A 21,447-nucleotide genomic window follows, 5' to 3' on the forward strand; every position below is an offset into this window, starting at 1 on the left:
TGGCATTGCATGATACCACATTTGATGTCTTAACAGGGGTATGACAACAGAACGTTTTTTTCTTGGGGTTCGGCAATCTGCTACAGGCCAGAAATGGGTCGAGCGCCTTGGCCTTAGAGAGGCCAATACAGCGCTTGCAATTGCGCAGCATCACGGCATTCCGGATCTCGTGTCGCGTGTGTTGGCAGGGCGGGGGGTGAGCGTTGAAGCTGCCCCGGAATTTATTAATCCAAGTCTGCGTAATTTGATGCCAGATCCGATCCGGTTAACGGATATGGAAAAAGCGGCCGAGCGTATCGCTGATGCTATAGACAGGCGGGAAACGGTCGCGATTTTCGGCGATTATGATGTGGATGGAGCATGTTCATCGGCGCTGATGGCGCGGTTTTTTAAGCATTACGCAGTTGCTCATTCGATTTATATACCTGACCGGATATTTGAGGGATATGGACCCAATCCCACCGCGATGCGGGAATTGGCGGCTAAGGGCGCGACACTGATCATCACGGTCGATTGCGGCACCAATAGCGGTGCATCTATTACAGCAGCAAAAGAAGCGGGCGCAGATGTTGTGGTGCTTGATCACCATCAGTTGGCCGGAGAATTGCCAGTCGATGCTTGCGCGGTGGTCAATCCCAATCGTGAAGATGACATTTCTCAACAGGGCCATCTTTGTGCGGCAGGTGTCGTCTTTCTGACCTTGGTACAGGTCGCCAGAGTTCTGCGTGAACGTGGCAGAGGGCCGGGGCCTGATTTGCTGGGCATGCTTGATCTTGTCGCACTTGCGACTGTTTGTGATGTCGTGCCTCTTAAGGGCGTGAACCGCGCATTTGTCGTGAAGGGGCTTCTCGTGGCGCGAAGCCAGAGCAATGCGGGATTGGCTGCACTTGCGCGTATTGCCAGAATTGGCGAACCGCTAAATATATTTCATTTAGGTTTTTTGATTGGACCGCGCATCAATGCTGGAGGACGGATCGGAGATGCGGGATTGGGTGCGCGCCTGCTAACCATTGATGACCCGTCGCTTGCCGAGCCGATTGCAGTTGAGCTTGATCGGCTCAATCAGGAACGTCAGGCAATGGAAGCGGTGATGTTGATGGAGGCGGAAGCGGAGGCTTCGCTTGAGCTTTCGGGCGGAGCCGGGGCGTCAGTTATTGTCACTGCAAGTGATGACTGGCATCCGGGCATTGTGGGGCTTTTAGCTTCGCGATTGAAAGACAAAGCACGCCGTCCGGCCTTCGCAATTGCGTTCAACTCTAACGGCATTGGTACTGGATCGGGACGTTCAATCTTTGGTCTGGATTTGGGTAGGCTGGTACGCCGTGCAGTTGAAAATGGGTTGCTCATCAAAGGCGGAGGGCACGCGATGGCAGCCGGTATTACGGTGGAGCGAAGCAAGCTTGGCGCGTTACGGGCATTTTTCGAAGATGAGGCGGCATCAACGATAGCCAGCCTGCGGGCTGAACAGCGCCTTTCAATTGATGGTGCAGTGGCTGCATCCGGCGCGACGATAGGACTTTATGAAGCCCTGCAAAAAGCTGGGCCATATGGTTCAGCGCATCCCCAACCGATTCTGGCTTTGCCGCGACACATTCTTATTGATGCGCAAACGGTTGGTCGGGATCACGTTCGCGTGGGCCTTCGTGGGGCAGATGGTAAGCGGGTCAATGGCATAGCCTTTAGAGCGGCAAGCGGTGATTTGGGGCAGTTTTTGTTCAACAATATTGGACAAAATATTCATGTGGCCGGCAATCTTTCGCTTAATCATTGGAATGGCTCAGTATCCCCGCAAATTCAAATTCTGGATGCCGCTTTACCGGTTTGAAAAAATATCAATTCGTGCATAAGGCATCTGTGAAACGCGATGCACTATTCCCATATCGGGAAAGAATAGAATTACGACCAGCAGATTGGGAGAAATATATGCCAGGTTCAGCAAAACGCCTGACTAAACTAACAGCAGCGCTCATATTGGGGCTTGCAGCCTCTTTTGCTGCTGTTGATTATGCCGAGGCGCGTCGCGGCGGAGGCGGCTTTGGCAGTCGCGGTGTACGTACCTATCAAGCGCCGGCGCCCACACGTACCGCGCCGAATAAAGCGGCACCAATCGAACGGTCAATGACACCCAATCCGGGTGCCGGCAATCAAGCTAACCGTCCCGCAGCGGGGACGCAGGCTCCTGCTGCTGCCCAACGCAGCGGCGGAATGTTTGGTAATTTCGGACGCTCAATGTTGGGCGGGCTCTTGGTAGGCGGCTTGATCGGCATGTTGCTGGGCAATGGCTTTGGTGGCCTAGCGGGAATGTTCGGGCTGATATTGCAAGTTGCGATCATTGCATTGATTGCAATGTTCGTTATGCGGATGTTTGCCAATCGGCGCCAGGCTACTGCTGCGGCAGGAGGGTCGGCTCCGGTGTCCGGTGCTGGCTTTGATGCGCGGCAGGCTTTTGGGTCTGCCCGTTCGAGTGTTCCGCCAACAGGCTTTGGTGCTAGCACGCCATCAGCGTCGCCTAGTCAGCAAAATGTTAGCGCAGCACCTGAGGTTGACGATGAAGCGATAGAAGTCTCCCAGACGGATCTCGATAGATTTGAAGAAATGCTTACCGATGTGCAAAACGCATATGCCAATGAGGATTATGCGGCGCTACGTGCACTCGCAACACCAGAAGCAATGTCATATCTCGCAGAAGAATTAGGTGAAATTGCGTCCAGCGGAATGCGTAATGAGGTGCGCGACGTTAAGCTTCTTCAGGGGGATATCTCTGAAGCGTGGCGCGAAGGAGATGTCGAATATGCGACGGTCGCTATTCGTTATTCAGCCATCGATATTATGCGGGATCGGAATACTGGCGCTGTTGTCGAAGGAGATCCGGACAACCCCCAAGAAACTGTGGAGATCTGGACATTCAGCCGCAAAATTGGCGAAGATTGGAAATTATCAGCCATTCAAGGCGTAGAATAACCAAAGGCCCGGTCATGACCGGGCCTTCTTATTTTACCAGGTGCCAATATTTTCGGCAGATGCCCATGGTTCCTGAGGTGGTAGGCTTTCGCCCTTCTGAATAAGTTCGATAGAGATACCGTCCGGCGATTTAATAAAAGCCATATGACCATCGCGTGGAGGCCGGTTAATGGTTACGCCAGCCTTTTGCAATTTTTCGCAAGTCGCATAAATATCGTCGACCATGTAAGCGAGATGGCCAAAATTGCGGCCGCCTGTATAGGTTTCTGGGTCCCAGTTATAGGTAAGCTCCAGCTCTGGCGCCCTCTCTTCCTTAGCGCGCTCGGCATCAGCGGGGGCTGCAAGAAAAATGAGCGTAAAACGTCCTTTTTCATTTTCCGTCCGCCGGATTTCTTCTAATCCCAGCTTATTCACATAAAAATCGAGTGATTCTTCAATATCGCGAATTCTGACCATTGTGTGCAGATAACGCATTATTTTCCTCCTGATTCGTGATGTTTAAGATCAGCATGTAACATGTTGTAGCAGACTTTGATTCTCCTACCTGCTTTGTTGGGTAGCCGAATGGAGCGCGGATTTTAAGGGTAGAATAGCCATTGCCGACGCTAACGGTTGGTATATGTTGCAGTAAGTAGCACCGGATTTTAGATCTAAGAAATTGGCGATTAATGATAAAGCCTGTGGTCAGTGATGCAACTGTAGAAGATAGGGCTTGCCGCATCCCGTTAAGGAAGTGTTATTCTTCGGCTAAGAATCAGGTCGAAATTGCACCTAAAGAATAGAGGAGGGGTGAACGCATGGCGGACAAATCTGCGTCGAATGACCAGCTCAGCAACCTGAACTCCTCGGAAGAACTGGGCGAACTCATCGAAGTTTCTGGCTATATCAAGTGGTTTGATGTTGCGAAAGGCTATGGTTTCATCGTTCCTGACGAGCCAGGACTTTCGGATATACTTTTACACGTCACATCGCTGCGCCGGGATGGATTCCAAACTGCGCTTGAAGGAGCAAGGGTTGTCTGCGAAGTGCGACAAGCCGAGCGGGGTATGCAGTGCTTCCGTGTTTTGTCGATGGATACTTCAACCGCTGTTCATCCGGCCCAGCTGCCACCACAGCGCACTCACGTAAAGGTTACCCCGTCGAGCGGTTTGGAACGAGTGATCGTTAAATGGTTCAACCGTACAAAGGGGTTTGGCTTTCTTACACGAGGTGAGGGTACCGAAGATATTTTCATCCATATGGAAACGCTGCGCCGCTTCGGAATGATGGAGCTGCGGCCCGGACAGGTGGTGCTTATCCGTTTTGGTCAGGGCGAAAAAGGCTTGATGGCAGCGGAAATTCATCCGGATATTGGGACCGTTATCCCCGCATCGCATTGAGGCGGGTTCGGTGCTTAACTGGGCGCTTTCAGTGTCACGTGTGTCGGAAGACGATTTTTTTACACAGATTTGTCTGTTGAACGCTGATTGATAGTTTTCAATATCGCTGTGTTTCCCCAATCAGGGACGGCCTTCATGCATCGCATTTTTTTCGTATTAGCTCTTATCTTTTGGGCCGTCGGGGCAGAGGCGCAGGAGTCCAAACCTATGCTCTTGCCCGTAGATCCGCAGTTGCTGGAGTTTGAAACTCAGAATGGGAGAGCGTCATTCGAGGTGGAAATTGCAAATTCAGGTGAAGCCCGTATGCGCGGCCTGATGTGGCGAAGAGATTTTCCTAGCAATCGCGCAATGTTGTTTGTTTTTGGACGGATGAACGAAGTCCTTATGTGGATGCAGAATACTCCGTCACCGCTCGATATGGTGTTTTTGGATGACAAGGGTCGAGTGACATCGATCCATGAAAATGCTGTCCCATTTTCCGAAGATATTATTTCCTCCCAAGGCCCGGCGGCCTATGTCGTTGAAGTTTTAGCCGGGACTGTTAAAAGCAACGGCATAAAAATTGGCGATAGGGCGATCCATCGGATTATCTGCGGCGAATGCCGCCATTGAATTGCCTGTCACTCCGGTAAAGAACTGAATATTAAGGAATGAAAAATTGAGCGCGCTTGATATCGAATATTTCGACCATGATGGTATGCGTTTGGCTTATCGTCAGGAAGGCAAGGGCGATCCGATCTTACTCATTCATGGCTTTGCGTCTTCAAGTCTCGTCAATTGGGTGTCGCCGGGGTGGTTCCGTACTCTTACGGAAGCAGGGTATCGGGTCATAGCCATCGATAATCGCGGCCACGGGCTTTCAACGAAAAGTCATAATAAAGAGGACTATACGCCAAGTAAGATGGCGAGTGATGCATCAGCCCTGCTTGACCATTTGGGCATAAAAAAAGCGCATGTCATGGGATATTCTATGGGCGCGCGTATAAGCGCGTTTATGGCGATTGAACATCCCGACCAGGTCCATAGCGCGGTCTTTGGTGGTCTGGGCATCGGCATGGTCACAGGGGCAGGAGATTGGGAGCCGATCGGTGAGGCATTGCTTGCAGAAGACCCGTCAACTATTACCCTGCCGCGGGCTCAGATGTTTCGCAAATTTGCCGATCAAACCAAAAGTGATCGTATCGCGCTAGCGGCTTGTGTTATTACCTCGAAAGAACTATTGCCCGCCGTTGCGATTGAACGGATTTTACAGCCGGTACTTGTGGCGGTGGGTGAAACCGATGATATTGCAGGAAATCCATATAAGCTGGTAGACCTATTGCCCCATGGACAGGTTCTTGAAATTCCAGGCCGTGATCATATGTTGGCGGTGGGTGATAAGGTTTATAAACAGGGGGTGTTGGATTTTCTGCGGGAAAATGCCCTTTGATAAAACGGCTACTGGCCTTGTGACCTAGATCATCATACTTCTGGCGCTCAGGCTCCTGTTTGCGATATGATGTGCACGTTCCAAAACATGCGGATGGGTGAGACTGGGTCTCCGATTTTCTGCACTATGTAAAGCGGAGTAATCAAGATGTCGGCTCCTTCGACGCTCAAAGCGTCTGGCAATTTAGGTAAGCTGGATCCAATCTGGCATTCCATTCGCGACGAAGCCCAAGAGGCGGCGAAAAATGACCCGATGATTGCTTCGTTCGTTTATGCGACTATCCTTAACCAGCCCACTCTGGAAGATGCAGTAATGCACCGGATAGCGGAGCGTCTTGGCCATGCGGATTTGAGCGCCGATATTTTACGTCAAACTTTTCAAAGTATGTTGAATTCCAGTCCTGAGTGGTCTCAGATCCTGCGGGTGGATATTCAAGCGGTTTATGATCGCGATCCCGCTTATAACCGCTTTATGGATCCGGTTCTTTATCTGAAGGGTTTTCATGCGATCCAGACACATCGTCTAGCTCATTGGCTTTATCATCAGGGGCGGCGTGATTTTGCTTATTATCTGCAAAGCCGTTCATCATCCGTTTTTCAAACCGATATTCACCCGGCTGCAAAAATGGGCAGTGGTTTGTTTCTTGATCATGCAACCGGGCTGGTTGTTGGTGAAACAGCGGTCATTGAGGATAATGTTTCGATTCTCCACAACGTGACATTGGGCGGTACTGGAAAGGCCGGTGGCGATCGCCATCCAAAAATTCGTCAAGGCGTGCTGATCGGTGCGGGAGCTAAAATATTAGGGAATATTGAGATTGGACATTGTTCCAAGGTCGCGGCAGGGTCGGTCGTTCTTAAACCAGTGCCCGCTAATAGCACTGTCGCCGGAGTGCCGGCTAAGGTCGTAGGGGAAAGTGGTTGCGCGGAGCCATCAAGAATTATGGATCAGACCCTTTGCGAACAAGCATATGGAACCCATTTAGACGGTGAAGGCATTTAAACGGTTTTTAGCCTTGAATTTTATCATATCTGGCTAGGCTTACACCCGAGACGTCCTACATATCAGGGGGCAGAATAACGGTATAATCCTTTGCAGAAGAAACAAACCGCTCTTTACATCATTCAGCGCCGGGTGCATTACACCGGCTCCACACTATATCAGGAGAATCCGGTTGAAACCCGAAGAACTCAAAAAACTTGATGCCTATTTCAAGCGGACCTTCAATAATCCTGGCCTGCAGGTGAAGGCACGCCCTCGTAAAAATGATTCTGCTGAGCTTTATCTCAATGACGAGTTTCTTGGCCTAGTCTATAAGGACGAGGATGAAGGTGAATTGTCTTATAATTTCTCAATGGCTATTCTAGACGTTGATCTCTGAGACGGGTTTACTTGGAATATTTGCGCCCTTTCCGGTTCCGGAGAGGGCGTTTTTATTTGCCAAAATTCCGCGTTAGATTAATCCTGCGCAAGACCAATGGAGGGGTAAGGATGCCAATCTACTCATATAACGGCCATAAGCCTGAATTTCATGATAAAAAATCAAACTGGGTCGCACCCGATGCCTCGCTGATCGGCAAGGTCGTTGCGGGAGAAAATGCCAGCTTTTGGTATGGTGCTGTGTTGCGTGGGGATAATGAATTTATCACCGTGGGCGCGAACAGTAATATTCAGGAACATTGTGTGTTGCATACGGATTTGGGGTATCCGTTGACGATCGGTAAGGGATGCACTATCGGCCATCGCGCAATTCTGCATGGCTGTGCTCTTGGTGATAATACACTGATTGGAATGGGAGCGATTGTGCTCAACGGGGCAAAAATTGGCAATAATTGTCTGGTGGGTGCCGGAGCTTTGGTGACAGAAGGAAAGGAGTTTCCCGACAATTCGCTAATAGTTGGTTCGCCTGCGCGTGTAATTCGCGAACTCGACGAACAAGCGGTAGAACAATTGCGTATTTCGGCTCAGCACTATGTAGAAAAAGCCCATTCCTTTATGCGTAATGTGGAACTGGTGGACGACCTCGCTCTTTAGGGTCGCCATTATAGATCTCTGCGAATGATGCGGTGGCGATTAGCATTGCAGATTGGTAAGTTTGATGGTGACTGGCCTGTCGTTAAATTTTCCCACCGCTAATGAGTTTAAGGCGAGGCTTTTCAGAACGGCCAAGAATCGTCTTGTTTAGCGCTGTCTGAGATCGTGCGTTAACCCGGAGCGCCGGTGGGATAGGCTTATTATTCGGGCGGATGGTTAAGTCCGGGGATAGTGGCATAATTGTTTGAAGGTCGGCCAATAAGAGAGAGTCGGATCCAACCCAGCTTACTTCATCCAAAATAGAGAGGCTTCCCAACATATTAATCTTTTGCTCACTACTGGCCGCAAGTGGTGCGAGCATCATTTCAAATGATAATCGGCGCCCGGCAAAGCTGATAGCTGAGTGGTGGCTGAGAGTGGGGATCAATAATTGATTTACGTTGCCGATCATTTCTTTGAGGGCCATATGATGCTGGTCTGGCCACAGTGAGAGAAAAGCTTTCGCCCTGAGTTCTCGGCCAAAAACTTTGCAAATTTGTGTACCGGCCAGGCGAAACACCGGCTCGCAAGGCTGGTCGATCTCCAGTAGAAAAAGCTCCGATAGGTGGCGCCCTAATCTTCGGGGCGAGAGTGATGCACGCTGCGGAGCTTGAAGATTGCCATTCATTGCGAAAGCCAAGCGCTGCCACTCGCTGAAAATTGCGATTGTGCTGGGGTGTTTCATCATTTTGGTGAATGCCCTAAATTGCAGTTTGGCGGTGACCGCCAATGCTCAGCTCATTAAAATCGGATTAACGCAATTGTTCCAGCCTCGCTGGCCAATCATCCACGAGGTCTGGCTGTTAAAGTTAACGAGGGGTAAAGATTGAAATAAAAGGACTATAATGCGTGACTGGAAGTTGGAAATGTTCAGCTAACTTGGGTCGCAATTGACTTATTGTGAAAACCTAAATCTCTGAATGAGTTACGAGAAGAGCTGCAGGCCTTTATTTTTAAAGCTTTGTCACGTATCAAATTTGTGTTTCGAGACGCGTACCGGCTTGTGACGCATTATTTTTGCCTTATGAAAGCGATAAGCCATGTCCATGTCCCAGCACGCAACGCGTGATGATAAAAGGCCCGGTGGGTCAGAGCCGATATTCAATATTCCAGGCGTTATTTTTCTATTTATCGGACTTTGCGCTGCCGTTTATCTTTATGAGAATTATATATTAAGCGCGCAGTCGGATTATCTTTTTATTCTGAATTTTGCGCTGATACCGGCTCGCTTATCGATGCCAGATGGTTTTCTAAATCCGGCAGCGCTTTTTACGCTTATCAGCTATTCGTTCATGCATGGCGGGTTTGCGCATATCATGATCAATACGATTTGGCTTGTCGCCTTCGGGTCTCCGCTTGCGGGGCGACTCGGTACATTGCGGATGATAGTTTTTTGGTTACTCACGGCTATCGCCGCTGGATTGACGCATTACGCGCTTTATCCTGAAAGTGCCACGCCGCTTGTGGGCGCTTCCGGTGCCGTGTCGGGCATGATGGGAGCGGCTGCTCGATACGGATTTCGACGCGTCGCCTATGGGCGAATATCAGAATTTGCGGGTCCGATTCTGCCGGTGCTACTTACGCTGAGATTGAGGCCCGTTCTGACTTTCGTGGGGGTGTGGTTTCTTATCAATATAGTGACCGGCATTTATTCGGCAGGTAGCGGTGAATTTGCCAGCATTGCTTGGGAGGCGCATATTGGCGGGTTTGTAGCTGGATTTTTTGGGATTGTCTTCTTGGATAAGCCGCGCAGTTATGATGCAGTATTAAGGTATAAAAAATAGCCTACATTTAAGTGCACTTGCAAAAGGCCCGCTATATGGCACGATCTTGGAACGTAAAGGGAGGCTTTACGTTCAATTATTGGTGGGTGAACTCGCCATTTTGATCGAGGAGGAATTTGGCATGACTGTTAGATCTATCCTAGAGCTGAAGGGTCGAGACGTTGTGTCAATCGAACCGGGAGATTCGCTTGCGCAAGCAATAGCCAAATTGGCCGAGCACAGAATCGGCGCGCTAGTCGTCTGCGATTCGGCCGGACAGATTCGTGGAATTTTATCTGAGCGCGACGTCGTTAGAGCGTTTGCTCTGGAACAGGAGCGTATTTTTAGGGAACCTGTTTCGCGATTTATGTCCACCAATGTTCAAAGATGCCGAGAGCATCACACCATAAACCAAGTCATGGAGACGATGACGCGGCACCGCTTCCGCCATATGCCGGTAGAGGAACACGGAAAATTGGTTGGAATCATATCCATAGGTGACGTTGTTAAGCGGCGGATTGAGGATGTAGAGCGAGAAGCCGAAGAGATTCGCACTTACATTGCAAGCGCGTGATTCTCTCAAAAACGCTCGGTCAATTACGACCGAGCGCGAAGATATCTCTCGGCTGCATAAAGTGAAATGGCCGCAGCATTTGACACATTGAGTGATTTAATTTTGCCGGGCATGTCCAATCGGGCGAGGGCGGACACCGTTTCGCGGGTTTTCTGACGCAGGCCTTTACCTTCCGCGCCTAAAACAAGAGCGATTCGTTCGCCATGCAGCGAAGCTTCCATCTCCTGTTCGCCTTCCGAATCAAGCCCGATGGTCATGAAACCGAGATTGTGTAATTCACCGATAGCTTCAGCTAGATTACGCACCTCAATATGCGCAATCATTTCCAATGCCCCTGACGCAGCTTTAGCTAGAACGCCGCTTTCTTGAGGGCTGTGACGGCTTGTCGTGATGAGGGCACCCGCGCCAAACGCCACCGCCGAGCGCATGATGGCGCCAACATTATGTGGATCCGTGACCTGATCCAATACGAGCAAAAGCGGGCTATTTCCAAGGTCAGAGAGTTTTTTGGTAGGGAGCGGAGTTGTTTCAATCATCACCCCCTGATGAACAGCATCAGAACCCGTTTGTTTATCGATATCGCGCGGGTCTACAATCTCGACCGGGAAGGGGAGGTCTCCGATCTCACCAACTTCTAGTCGCGCGAAACCATTGCGAGTCGCAAGCATGCGTAGCACTTTGCGCTGAGGGTTTCCCAAAGCCGCGCGGACGGTATGAAGGCCGTAAAGCCGAATAACGCCTTCCGGGACGGGCGCGCCTTCGATTGTCGGACGTTGTGGTTTAGGCACGGGTCTGCCTTCTGCAGCAGCCTTTTGGTCGCGATGCTGGCGACGCAGGCGGGCATAATGAGAATCTTTTGGTTTAAGAGGCGCGTTTTTATCGTTCATGGGGTGCTTATAACGCTTTCCCATCATTGGGGATAGCGGTGTGTTTAATAAAATAATCAAACTCTTTGAGGCGAATAATGTTGGTAACCCCCTGATTTTGGGGATGGATCGCTCAAACTTATCCAAAGTTGTGCATGGATAAGCATTCTTTTCACATTACCCTGTTGACAGTCGTAAAGCTTATCTGCATAAGGCCCATCGCGGACTGATGGTTGGTTACTCAATCACCCGGAAGAACGTAAAATGCCTAGTCGCTCGACTCTGCTGATAGTGATATCCGGAGGAATGCCCGAGTGGTTAAAGGGGACGGACTGTAAATCCGTTGGCTATGCCTACGTTGGTTCAAATCCAACTTCCTCCACCACTGTCGGATAGAGTTATGAGTGCGCGGGTATAGCTCAATGGTAGAGCAGCAGCCTTCCAAGCTGAATATGCGGGTTCGATTCCCGCTACCCGCTCCAGATTTTCTATAGCGGATAGGCGAGTAAGGAATCATCGACGGGCGGCTCGCCGTTCCGTTTTGGCATAAATGTTGATTCGGAAATTCAACGAGTTTCCGTATTGGCGCTTGAGCGGTTCTAGAACAAAGTGAACAACGGCGATGGCAAAGAGCAAGTTTGAACGTACTAAGCCCCACGTTAACATTGGCACCATTGGTCACGTTGACCACGGTAAGACCACGACGACGGCTGCGATCACCAAGTTTTTCGGTGACTTCCGTGCATATGATCAGATTGATGCTGCACCGGAAGAAAAGGCTCGTGGTATCACCATTTCAACGTCCCACGTTGAATATGAAACGGAAAACCGTCACTACGCGCACGTCGACTGCCCAGGTCACGCTGACTATGTTAAGAACATGATCACCGGTGCGGCGCAGATGGATGGTGCTATTCTGGTGGTTTCGGCTGCTGATGGCCCAATGCCGCAGACCCGCGAGCACATTCTGCTTGCACGTCAGGTTGGTGTTCCTTCGCTTGTCGTATTCCTGAACAAATGCGATCAGGTTGACGATGAGGAATTGCTGGAACTGGTCGATATGGAAGTTCGTGAACTTCTGTCGAACTACGACTTCCCAGGTGATGAAATTCCTATCATCCGTGGTTCCGCTCTTGCGGCTCTTGAAGACTCCAACAAAGAGCTGGGCGAAGATGCAATTCGTAAGCTGATGGAAGCGGTTGACACCTATATCCCAACCCCAGAGCGTCCAGTTGATCAGCCATTCCTGATGCCAATTGAAGACGTGTTCTCGATTTCGGGCCGTGGTACTGTTGTTACTGGTCGTGTTGAGCGCGGTATCGTTAAGGTTGGTGAAGAAGTTGAGATCGTTGGTATTCGCCCAACGTCCAAGACGACTGTTACCGGCGTTGAAATGTTCCGCAAGCTGCTCGATCAGGGTCAGGCTGGTGACAATATTGGTGCACTGGTTCGTGGTGTTGGTCGTGAAGACGTTGAGCGTGGTCAGGTTCTCTGCAAGCCAGGTTCGGTTAAGCCACACACCAAGTTCAAGGCAGAAGCTTATATTCTGACCAAGGAAGAAGGTGGTCGTCATACGCCATTTTTCACCAACTACCGTCCACAGTTCTACTTCCGTACGACTGACGTGACCGGTATTGTGACGCTGCCAGAAGGCACGGAAATGGTTATGCCTGGTGACAACGTCTCGGTTGATGTTTCACTCATCGTGCCGATTGCTATGGAAGAGAAGCTTCGCTTCGCTATCCGTGAAGGTGGCCGCACCGTTGGTGCAGGCATCGTAGCTTCGATCATCGAATAAGTTCGTGCCGGCGTTTCACGCCGGTACAGGTTGACCGCACGGTCACGAAAGAATAATTTCAGCCAATAGGCTGATAGGGGTATAGCTCAGTTGGTAGAGCGACGGTCTCCAAAACCGTAGGTCGCGGGTTCGAGCCCTGCTGCCCCTGCCAATCAAACGAACGCTTATAGCTTGACTATGAGCGTTCGTTTTTTTATTGATATGTCGTATTTCATGTATTGATTGCCCTTGAGGGGCAGTCTGACAAGGAATACGAATAGTCTCCTTCAACATTCTGATTGGAGAGATGAAGTGCTTCTGCACGAATGGATGGTGCCACGAAGCCAGTTCGCAAGGATCGATGGTTCCGATCAAGCTCCGTTAATATTCTTTTATGAATGGGCTTGTGTTTTTTGGGAATCGATTCTATGTAACATCAACAGACACGCGGTGCGTGGGGCTGATTATCAGCTTTGCGTGCCGTAAATGCGTGGGTTGTGATTCTGATTCGTTCAGAGCGGAATCTAGATCCTCCGACAAGACAGAGCGGCAGATGGCATCCAAGACGAATCCGATCACCTTTATTCGACAGGTACGCGCTGAAACGGCAAAGGTAACTTGGCCAACGCGGCGTGAAACCATTATTTCCACCATTATGGTGGTTATCATGGCGTTTTTGGCTGCTGCATTCTTTTTTGTTGCTGATCAGCTTATGGCCTATGGCGTAGAATTTATACTTGGCCTTGGTCGTTAAGCAGGATTGGAAGGATTATAAGATGACAGCGCGCTGGTACATCGTTCACGCCTACTCGAACTTCGAAAAGAAGGTCGCCGAAGATATTGAGACCAAAGCTCGGCAAAAGGGTCTATCTGATTATATTGAACAAGTCGTGGTTCCGACCGAAAAGGTTGTTGAAGTGCGCCGTGGCCGTAAAGTGGATGCGGAGCGCAAGTTCTTCCCCGGCTATGTTCTTGTTCGTGCGACCTTAACGGACGCAGTTTTTTCTCTTATTAAGAATACGCCGAAGGTCACTGGTTTCCTTGGTGATTCAAAGCCGGTTCCGGTTTCGCAGAAAGAAGTCGATCAGATTCTGAACCAGGTTCAGGATGGTGTGGATCGGCCTAAATCGTCTGTTACTTTTGAGATTGGCGAGCAAGTGCGCGTTTCTGATGGCCCGTTCGCATCGTTTAACGGTGTCGTTCAAGAGGTTGACGAAGAGCGTGCGCGTCTCAAAGTTGAGGTTTCGATCTTCGGGCGTGCAACGCCGGTTGATCTGGAATATGGTCAGGTTGATAAACTCTGATTGTCTTCCGTAAGAAATTTCACCGAATGGTGAAATGGTGGGAGGGTGAGTGGCTTAGCCGGCTACTTCTCCGGACCACCGAACTGCCCGTCAGGTGATCTGACGTCAGTCGAATGTCAGTTTATCTGACATATGTAGAAGTCGCCGGGTTCCGGCATTTTATGAAGGCAGAAAGCAATGGCTAAGAAAGTTGCAGGCCAGCTGAAGCTCCAGGTTCCGGCAGGTGCGGCCAATCCGTCCCCTCCAATCGGTCCGGCGCTTGGTCAGCGTGGCATTAATATCATGGAATTCTGCAAAGCGTTTAACGCCGCTTCGCAGGAAATGGAAAAGAACTCACCGATTCCTGTTGTAATCACCTATTATCAGGATAAGTCCTTCACCTTTACGATGAAGACGCCGCCGGTGACCTATTTCCTTAAGAAAGCCACCAATCTGAAGTCCGGCTCGAAGGCTCCTGGTAAAGAAAAAGCTGGTACGATTGCTCGTGAAAAAATTCGCGAGATCGCCGAAGCCAAAATGAAAGATCTGAATGCTGCTGATGTTGATTCAGCGATGCGTATGATCGAAGGTTCTGCCCGTTCGATGGGCCTGGAAGTGGTGGGCTGAGACGATGGCGAAGATTTCTAAGCGTGTTGCTAAAATTCGCGAAGGCGTAGAGCGCAAGAAGCTTTATGACCTGACCACTGCGCTGGGTATGGTCAAGGAGCGCGCGGTCGCCAAATTCGACGAAACCGTTGAGATCTCGATGAATCTCGGTGTTGACCCGCGTCATGCCGATCAAATGGTTCGTGGGGTTGTCAATTTGCCAAACGGCACCGGTCGTACCGTACGCGTTGCAGTTTTTGCACGTGGCGACAAGGCTGAAGAAGCCAAGAAGGCTGGCGCGGATATCGTTGGCGCAGAAGATCTGGTTGAGATCGTCAATAGCGGCAAGATCGAATTTGATCGCTGCATTGCTACACCAGACATGATGCCACTCGTAGGTCGTCTCGGTAAGGTGCTCGGTCCTCGCGGTCTGATGCCTAACCCGAAGGTCGGTACGGTTACGGTCGATGTCGCGGCAGCGGTCACTGCTTCTAAGGGCGGTGCTGTTGAATTCCGGGTTGAGAAAGCTGGTATCATCCATGCCGGTATTGGCAAGGTTTCCTTCGATAACGACAAGCTCGAAGAAAATATTAAAGCTTTCGCTGATGCGGTTCTTAAGGCTAAGCCAGCGGCAGCTAAGGGTGAATATCTTAAGCGTGTGTCCATTTCTTCAACAATGGGCGTTGGCGTAAAGGTAGACCCTGCGACCGTTAAGATTGAAGCATAAGTTTAATGGCTCCGGTAAGCCGGAGCCATACGCTCCCAAAGTGGGAGCAAAGGCGGCTCGCCTGTTTATATTGATTAAACGCAGAGCAAAAATTCCGGATCGCAAGATCCGGATAGCCGGATGAAAATCCGGTTATCCTGTCCGAGATTGCAGGTGGTGATTTACCGACGGTAATAGCCTTAAATATAACCTGCATGAGACGTGGAATAACCAAGTTTCGCGCGAAAGCGCATGCGAGGTTTGAACCGTAGTTGCCTTGGGTTTCTTCTGAATATGTGGAGGAGGCCGAGGGGACAGGATCCTCGAACGCTGAAATAATCGTAAGGTTTTTCGGCAAAGGCAACCCGGCAGGATCATGTGGTCCTGCTAACTGGAGAGAGACAGTGGATAGAGCGGAAAAACGCGAATTTGTCGCGTGGCTGAACGGCACTTTCAAAGAGTCCGGATCGGTCATCGTGGCCCACTATACCGGTCTCACTGTTGCGCAAATGAGCGAACTTCGCTCGAAAATGCGTGATGCTGGTGGTTCCGTTAAAGTCGCGAAAAACCGCCTTGCCAAAATCGCTCTTCAGGGCACGGAATCGGAAGGTATTGCTGATCTGTTTTCAGGTCAGACGGTTATTGCTTATGCAAATGACCCAATTGCCGCTCCGAAAGTAGCTGTCGAGTTCGCTAAGGCTAACGATAAGCTCGTTATTCTTGGTGGTGCAATGGGTGCAACGACGCTTGATGCTGATGGTGTCAAGTCGCTTGCTTCGCTGCCATCGCTCGACGAACTGCGCGCAAAGCTGGTTGGTATGATCCAAACGCCAGCGCAGCGTCTTGCAGTGCTTGCCAACGCTCCGGCGGGCCAGGTCGCCCGCGTTATCGGCGCGCACGCCCGGAAGAACGAGGCGGCTTAAGGCCGTTTCTCGCTGTCAATAGTTCAAACCTTAACTATAGGATTTAATACAATGGCTGATCTCGCAAAGATCGTTGAAGACCTTTCGGCACTGACCGTTCTGGAAGCTGCAGAACTTTCGAAGCTTCTTGAAGAGAAGTGGGGTGTTTCGGCTGCTGCTCCTGTTGCAGTTGCTGCTGGTGGCGGTGCTGCTCCTGCAGCTGCTGCTGAAGAAAAGACCGAATTCGACGTTATTCTCGTTGAAGGTGGCGCTAACAAGATCAACGTGATCAAGGAAGTACGCGGAATCACCGGTCTGGGCCTCAAAGAAGCTAAGGATCTGGTTGAAGCAGCTCCGAAGCCGGTCAAAGAAGCTGCTCCTAAGGAAGAAGCTGAAAAGATCAAAGCACAGCTCGAAGCAGCTGGCGCTAAGGTTGAACTTAAATAAGTTCGAAAATCCGGTGGGCGCTTGCGTCCACCGGTTTTGACCCAATGGGTGAAGGGCAAGCAGATTGGTTTAATTGTTAGTTTGTTTGTCGGGATAGTCAGGATGAGCTCGAGTAATATGCGTCTTGACCAATTGAACCCTTTTCCTGATGGCCTGGTTAGGTCATCAGGAAACGGGTTTAAGCCCGTTAGAGCGATGAGTGTCACTGTTGGTACTCATTGGTCTAGACTTCGAGATCGCGGATTATCTTTTCGATTGATGGATTAGAGATTCGCCAAAAGGACCGCCGAATGGCGGCATAGGTTAAAGGCCGCAAGGCGTGAGCAAGCCGTAAGGCGATAGAACGAGGAGCGACGATGGCTCAGACCCATTCATTCAATGGTCGTAAGCGCGTACGCAAATTTTTCGGCAAGATACCCGAAGTCGCGGAAATGCCGAATCTCATTGAGGTTCAAAAGGCTTCCTACGACCAGTTTCTCATGGTTGAGGAACCTGCTGGCGGGCGTTCTGATGAAGGTTTGCAGGCGGTTTTCAAGTCTGTTTTTCCAATCCAGGATTTCTCCGGCGCTTCAATGCTCGAATTCGTGCGCTACGAATTTGAGGCACCAAAATTCGACGTTGACGAATGCCGTCAGCGTGATTTGACCTATTCGGCACCGCTCAAGGTGACGTTACGTTTAATCGTATTCGATATTGATGAAGATACCGGCGCGAAGTCCATTAAAGACATCAAGGAACAAGATGTCTATATGGGCGATATGCCGCTTATGACGGATAACGGTACCTTTATTGTTAATGGTACTGAGCGTGTTATCGTTTCGCAGATGCACCGTTCGCCCGGTGTTTTCTTCGATCACGATAAAGGAAAGACGCATTCATCGGGCAAGCTGCTGTTTGCCTCGCGGATTATTCCCTATCGGGGTTCGTGGCTGGACATTGAGTTCGATGCCAAGGACGTCGTTTATGCCCGCATTGATCGCCGTAGAAAACTGCCAGCAACGACGCTACTGATGGCGTTGGGCATGGATGGCGAAGAAATTCTTTCGACTTTCTACAACACCATCACCTATACGCGTGACGGTGATGATTGGCGTATGCCTTATTCTGCCGAACGCTTCAAAGGCATGAAGATCATTTCTGATCTCATTGATGCGGATACGGGTGAGGTCGTTCTGGAAGCCGGCAAGAAATTGACGGCACGTGCGGCACGTCAATTGGCCGAAAAGGGTCTTAAGGCGATCAAAGCGACGGAAGATGATCTCTTCGGTTCGTATCTGGCGGAAGATATCGTCAATTATGAAACCGGTGAGATTTATCTTGAAGCCGGTGATGAGATCGACGAGAAAGTCCTCAAAACCCTGTTGGATGCAGGCGCGGACGAAATCAATGTTCTTGATATCGACCACGTTAATATCGGTGCTTACATCCGCAACACCTTGGCTGTTGACAAAAACGGAAGCCGTCAGGACGCGCTATTTGATATTTATCGGGTAATGCGCCCTGGTGAGCCGCCGACGATCGACTCGGCCGAAGCGATGTTCCACTCGCTGTTCTTCGATCCGGAACGCTATGATCTTTCCGCGGTAGGTCGCGTGAAGATGAATATGCGACTTGATCTTGATGCAGAAGATACTGTTCGTGTTCTGCGCAAAGAAGATATTCTTGCGGTTATCAAGACCTTGGTCGAACTGCGCGATGGTCGCGGAGAGATTGACGATATCGACAATCTTGGCAATCGTCGTGTTCGTTCCGTTGGCGAGTTGATGGAAAATCAGTATCGCGTTGGTTTGTTGCGCATGGAACGTGCGATCAAGGAACGTATGTCCTCGATCGAAATCGATACGGTCATGCCGCAAGATTTGATCAATGCGAAGCCGGCAGCGGCTGCTGTTCGCGAGTTTTTCGGCTCGTCGCAGCTTTCGCAGTTCATGGACCAGACCAACCCGCTTTCGGAAATTACGCATAAGCGTCGTCTTTCGGCGCTTGGACCGGGCGGATTGACCCGTGAACGTGCAGGGTTTGAAGTCCGTGACGTCCACCCAACCCACTATGGACGTATCTGCCCGATTGAAACACCGGAAGGTCCGAATATCGGTCTAATCAACTCGCTGGCTACATTTGCGCGCGTTAACAAGTACGGATTTATTGAAAGCCCGTACCGCAAAGTGATTGATGGCAAGGTTACCAATGAGGTGGTTTATCTTTCAGCAATGGAAGAAGCCAAATATTCGGTAGCACAGGCTAACGTTCTGCTTGATGACGAAGGCGGTTTCGCTGAAGAATTCGTGATTTGTCGTCATGCGGGCGAAGTGATGTTAACTCCGCGCGAAAATGTCGACCTTATGGACGTTTCGCCCAAGCAGTTGGTGTCAGTTGCCGCAGCGCTTATTCCGTTCCTGGAAAATGACGATGCTAACCGCGCTCTGATGGGCTCGAACATGCAGCGTCAGGCCGTGCCGCTCGTTCGGGCAGAAGCACCGTTCGTTGGTACGGGTATGGAGCCGATTGTGGCTCGAGACTCGGGCGCAGCGATTGGTGCGCGTCGTGGCGGTATCGTCGATCAGGTTGACGCGACACGTATTGTTATTCGTGCAACGGAAGACCTTGATCCTTCGAAATCGGGCGTAGACATTTATCGCTTGCAGAAGTTCCAGCGCTCCAACCAGAGCACCTGTATTAATCAGCGTCCGCTCGTGCGTGTCGGTGATCGCATCCAGAAGGGTGATATTATCGCTGACGGTCCGTCGACAGATCTGGGTGATCTGGCGCTTGGCCGTAACGTGCTTGTCGCGTTCATGCCGTGGAACGGGTATAACTACGAAGATTCGATCCTTCTTTCTGAAAAGATTGTTTCGGACGATGTCTTCACTTCGATTCACATCGAAGAGTTTGAAGTCGCTGCTCGTGATACGAAGCTTGGACCTGAGGAAATCACCCGCGATATTCCGAACGTATCGGAAGAAGCGCTGAAAAACCTTGATGAAGCCGGTATCGTTTACATCGGTGCAGAAGTGCAACCGGGCGATATTCTGGTCGGTAAGATCACACCGAAGGGCGAAAGTCCGATGACACCGGAAGAAAAGCTTCTGCGTGCTATCTTTGGTGAAAAGGCTTCTGACGTTCGTGACACCTCAATGCGCATGCCGCCCGGCACTTACGGGACGGTTGTGGAAGTTCGTGTTTTCAATCGCCACGGCATTGAAAAAGACGAACGTGCGATGGCTATCGAACGTGAGGAAATCGAGCGTCTGGCGAAAGACCGGGATGACGAACAGGCGATCCTTGATCGCAACGTCTATGGTCGTCTGACAGATATGCTTGACGGCAAGGTTGCCGTTGCAGGACCTAAGGGCTTCAAAAAAGGCACAACGCTGTCTGCGGAAATCATCAAAGAATATCCGCGGTCGCAGTGGTGGCAGTTCGCTGTTGAAGACGAAAAGCTTCAGGGTGAATTAGAAGCTCTGCGCAGCCAGTATGACGAGTCCAAGAAGATGCTTGAAGCGCGCTTCATGGATAAGGTCGAAAAGGTCCAGCGCGGTGACGAAATGCCTCCGGGCGTCATGAAGATGGTAAAGGTCTTTGTTGCTGTTAAGCGCAAGATCCAGCCGGGCGATAAGATGGCAGGCCGTCACGGTAACAAGGGTGTGGTTTCACGCATTCTGCCGGTCGAAGATATGCCATTCCTTGAAGATGGTACGCATGCTGATATCGTGCTCAACCCGCTAGGGGTTCCGAGCCGAATGAATGTGGGCCAGATTCTGGAAACCCATCTTGGCTGGGCATGCGCAGGCATGGGCAAGAAGATCGGAGATATGATTGAAGCTTATCGCAAGACGGCTGATATTAAGCCGCTGCGCGAAACGCTTGAGCATATCTATCCAGATAATGATCGCAACGAACCGGTGCGCTCTTATGATGATGAATCCATCCTCATGCTAGCAAACCAAGTCAAGCGCGGCGTTTCGATCGCGACTCCGGTCTTTGACGGTGCTGTTGAAGCCGACATTAATGCGATGTTGGAAGATGCAGGTCTTGAAACATCGGGTCAGTCCATTCTTTATGATGGACGTACCGGTGAGCCGTTCGACCGTCCGGTGACTATGGGCTATATTTATATGCTCAAACTGCACCACTTGGTTGACGACAAGATCCACGCTCGTTCGATCGGACCTTACTCGCTCGTTACGCAGCAGCCACTGGGCGGTAAAGCTCAGTTTGGTGGCCAGCGCTTCGGTGAAATGGAGGTCTGGGCTCTGGAAGCATATGGTGCAGCTTACACGTTGCAAGAAATGCTTACGGTCAAGTCGGACGACGTTGCTGGTCGTACTAAGGTCTACGAAGCCATTGTTCGTGGTGATGATACGTTTGAAGCTGGTATTCCGGAAAGCTTTAACGTACTTGTCAAGGAAATGCGTTCGCTCGGCCTTGATGTCGAATTGGACGATACACGCCTTGAACACCAGCCAGCGCTTCCGGACGCGGCGGAATGAATTTGACGGCGCGCCATGTAATTGCCATGGCGCGCCGGTATGCATATCCGTAAAGAGCGATTGCTTTGTGCGCGAGATGCTAACACGATAAGCAGATTGATCTGTAAAATACCGCGAATTCTATTTTGGATGACAGTTGGACCGATAGGGTTTTCAGCGTGTTATCGACGACACAGGGCGGCAGAACGCCC

At 50.6% G+C, this 21,447-nt stretch carries 21 protein-coding genes and 3 tRNA genes; 21 read left to right on the forward strand and 3 right to left on the reverse strand.

Going from position 1 to position 21,447, the window contains the following annotated elements; translation table 11 throughout:
• Nucleotides 1-40 precede the first annotated feature (40 nt).
• Nucleotides 41-1,825 (forward strand): single-stranded-DNA-specific exonuclease RecJ, encoded by a 1,785-nt coding sequence (gene recJ / locus C7374_RS04860; RefSeq protein ID WP_111574483.1) that lies wholly within the window; start codon nucleotides 41-43, stop codon nucleotides 1,823-1,825.
• A 98-nt stretch (nucleotides 1,826-1,923) separates the two neighbouring features.
• Entirely contained in the window at nucleotides 1,924-2,961 is a 1,038-nt protein-coding gene (locus C7374_RS04865; RefSeq protein WP_111574484.1) for a Tim44 domain-containing protein, read from the forward strand.
• Nucleotides 2,962-2,994: 33 nt separating this feature from the next.
• On the opposite strand, the gene gloA is transcribed toward C7374_RS04865, so the two are convergent.
• Nucleotides 2,995-3,435, reverse strand: a complete 441-nt coding sequence (gene gloA, locus C7374_RS04870; RefSeq protein WP_111574485.1) for a lactoylglutathione lyase — start codon at nucleotides 3,433-3,435, stop codon at nucleotides 2,995-2,997.
• A 323-nt stretch (nucleotides 3,436-3,758) separates the two neighbouring features.
• On the opposite strand from gloA, the gene C7374_RS04875 reads away from it, so the two are divergent.
• The 6 genes from C7374_RS04875 (at nucleotide 3,759) to C7374_RS04900 (ending at nucleotide 7,803) form a co-directional block, all read left to right on the forward strand.
• Nucleotides 3,759-4,340, forward strand: a complete 582-nt coding sequence (locus C7374_RS04875; protein ID WP_111574486.1) for a cold-shock protein — start codon at nucleotides 3,759-3,761, stop codon at nucleotides 4,338-4,340.
• A 135-nt stretch (nucleotides 4,341-4,475) separates the two neighbouring features.
• Complete coding sequence (locus tag C7374_RS04880) at nucleotides 4,476-4,952, forward strand: DUF192 domain-containing protein (protein WP_111574487.1); 477 nt, start codon at nucleotides 4,476-4,478, stop codon at nucleotides 4,950-4,952.
• Between the two features lie 46 nt (nucleotides 4,953-4,998).
• Nucleotides 4,999-5,769, forward strand: a complete 771-nt coding sequence (locus tag C7374_RS04885) for an alpha/beta fold hydrolase (RefSeq protein WP_111574488.1) — start codon at nucleotides 4,999-5,001, stop codon at nucleotides 5,767-5,769.
• 147 nt (nucleotides 5,770-5,916) lie between these two features.
• Nucleotides 5,917-6,771, forward strand: a complete 855-nt coding sequence (gene cysE / locus C7374_RS04890) for a serine O-acetyltransferase (RefSeq protein WP_111574489.1) — start codon at nucleotides 5,917-5,919, stop codon at nucleotides 6,769-6,771.
• A gap of 172 nt (nucleotides 6,772-6,943) precedes the next feature.
• The gene (locus C7374_RS04895; protein ID WP_010659890.1) at nucleotides 6,944-7,150 is read left to right on the forward strand and encodes a DUF3126 family protein; all 207 of its coding nucleotides are present in this window, start codon (nucleotides 6,944-6,946) and stop codon (nucleotides 7,148-7,150) included.
• Nucleotides 7,151-7,260: 110 nt separating this feature from the next.
• Nucleotides 7,261-7,803: a gamma carbonic anhydrase family protein gene (locus C7374_RS04900; protein ID WP_111574490.1), complete on the forward strand. Its 543-nt coding sequence runs from the start codon at nucleotides 7,261-7,263 to the stop codon at nucleotides 7,801-7,803.
• A gap of 82 nt (nucleotides 7,804-7,885) precedes the next feature.
• Here the strand turns inward: C7374_RS04900 and C7374_RS04905 are convergent, their stop codons facing one another.
• Entirely contained in the window at nucleotides 7,886-8,530 is a 645-nt protein-coding gene (locus tag C7374_RS04905; protein ID WP_245412583.1) for a PAS domain-containing protein, read from the reverse strand.
• A 352-nt stretch (nucleotides 8,531-8,882) separates the two neighbouring features.
• On the opposite strand from C7374_RS04905, the gene C7374_RS04910 reads away from it, so the two are divergent.
• Together C7374_RS04910 and C7374_RS04915 are read left to right on the forward strand one after the other, a co-directional pair.
• Nucleotides 8,883-9,626, forward strand: a complete 744-nt coding sequence (locus tag C7374_RS04910; RefSeq protein ID WP_111574491.1) for a rhomboid family intramembrane serine protease — start codon at nucleotides 8,883-8,885, stop codon at nucleotides 9,624-9,626.
• Nucleotides 9,627-9,747: 121 nt separating this feature from the next.
• Nucleotides 9,748-10,179 carry a CBS domain-containing protein gene (locus C7374_RS04915; RefSeq protein WP_111574648.1) on the forward strand — a complete coding sequence of 144 codons (432 nt, stop codon included), beginning with the start codon at nucleotides 9,748-9,750 and terminating at the stop codon, nucleotides 10,177-10,179.
• A gap of 23 nt (nucleotides 10,180-10,202) precedes the next feature.
• Here C7374_RS04915 and rlmB read toward each other — a convergent pair whose 3' ends face one another.
• Nucleotides 10,203-11,066, reverse strand: coding sequence for a 23S rRNA (guanosine(2251)-2'-O)-methyltransferase RlmB (gene rlmB / locus C7374_RS04920; protein WP_111574492.1), 864 nt, complete (start codon nucleotides 11,064-11,066; stop codon nucleotides 10,203-10,205).
• Nucleotides 11,067-11,345: 279 nt separating this feature from the next.
• On the opposite strand from rlmB, the gene C7374_RS04925 reads away from it, so the two are divergent.
• From C7374_RS04925 to rpoB, 11 genes are all read left to right on the forward strand, one after another.
• Nucleotides 11,346-11,430 (forward strand) — tRNA-Tyr (locus C7374_RS04925).
• 23 nt (nucleotides 11,431-11,453) lie between these two features.
• Nucleotides 11,454-11,527: transfer RNA gene (locus C7374_RS04930), tRNA-Gly, on the forward strand.
• A gap of 140 nt (nucleotides 11,528-11,667) precedes the next feature.
• Nucleotides 11,668-12,843: an elongation factor Tu gene (gene tuf, locus C7374_RS04940; protein ID WP_111574493.1), complete on the forward strand. Its 1,176-nt coding sequence runs from the start codon at nucleotides 11,668-11,670 to the stop codon at nucleotides 12,841-12,843.
• A gap of 75 nt (nucleotides 12,844-12,918) precedes the next feature.
• A tRNA-Trp gene (locus tag C7374_RS04945) sits at nucleotides 12,919-12,994 on the forward strand.
• Between the two features lie 381 nt (nucleotides 12,995-13,375).
• Nucleotides 13,376-13,576, forward strand: coding sequence for a preprotein translocase subunit SecE (gene secE / locus C7374_RS04950; protein ID WP_111574494.1), 201 nt, complete (start codon nucleotides 13,376-13,378; stop codon nucleotides 13,574-13,576).
• A 22-nt stretch (nucleotides 13,577-13,598) separates the two neighbouring features.
• Nucleotides 13,599-14,126 (forward strand): transcription termination/antitermination protein NusG, encoded by a 528-nt coding sequence (nusG, locus tag C7374_RS04955; protein WP_111574495.1) that lies wholly within the window; start codon nucleotides 13,599-13,601, stop codon nucleotides 14,124-14,126.
• 177 nt (nucleotides 14,127-14,303) lie between these two features.
• Entirely contained in the window at nucleotides 14,304-14,732 is a 429-nt protein-coding gene (rplK, locus tag C7374_RS04960) for a 50S ribosomal protein L11 (protein ID WP_111574496.1), read from the forward strand.
• Between the two features lie 4 nt (nucleotides 14,733-14,736).
• Entirely contained in the window at nucleotides 14,737-15,438 is a 702-nt protein-coding gene (rplA, locus tag C7374_RS04965) for a 50S ribosomal protein L1 (RefSeq protein ID WP_111574497.1), read from the forward strand.
• A gap of 383 nt (nucleotides 15,439-15,821) precedes the next feature.
• Nucleotides 15,822-16,340 (forward strand): 50S ribosomal protein L10, encoded by a 519-nt coding sequence (gene rplJ, locus C7374_RS04970; protein ID WP_111574498.1) that lies wholly within the window; start codon nucleotides 15,822-15,824, stop codon nucleotides 16,338-16,340.
• Nucleotides 16,341-16,391: 51 nt separating this feature from the next.
• The gene (gene rplL / locus C7374_RS04975; RefSeq protein WP_111574499.1) at nucleotides 16,392-16,766 is read left to right on the forward strand and encodes a 50S ribosomal protein L7/L12; all 375 of its coding nucleotides are present in this window, start codon (nucleotides 16,392-16,394) and stop codon (nucleotides 16,764-16,766) included.
• 356 nt (nucleotides 16,767-17,122) lie between these two features.
• Nucleotides 17,123-21,256, forward strand: a complete 4,134-nt coding sequence (gene rpoB / locus C7374_RS04980; RefSeq protein WP_111574500.1) for a DNA-directed RNA polymerase subunit beta — start codon at nucleotides 17,123-17,125, stop codon at nucleotides 21,254-21,256.
• Nucleotides 21,257-21,447: the final 191 nt, after the last annotated feature.

Origin of the sequence: Falsochrobactrum ovis (assembly GCF_003259955.1) — a bacterium.
GTDB classification, from domain to species: Bacteria; Pseudomonadota; Alphaproteobacteria; order Rhizobiales; family Rhizobiaceae; genus Brucella; species Brucella ovis_A.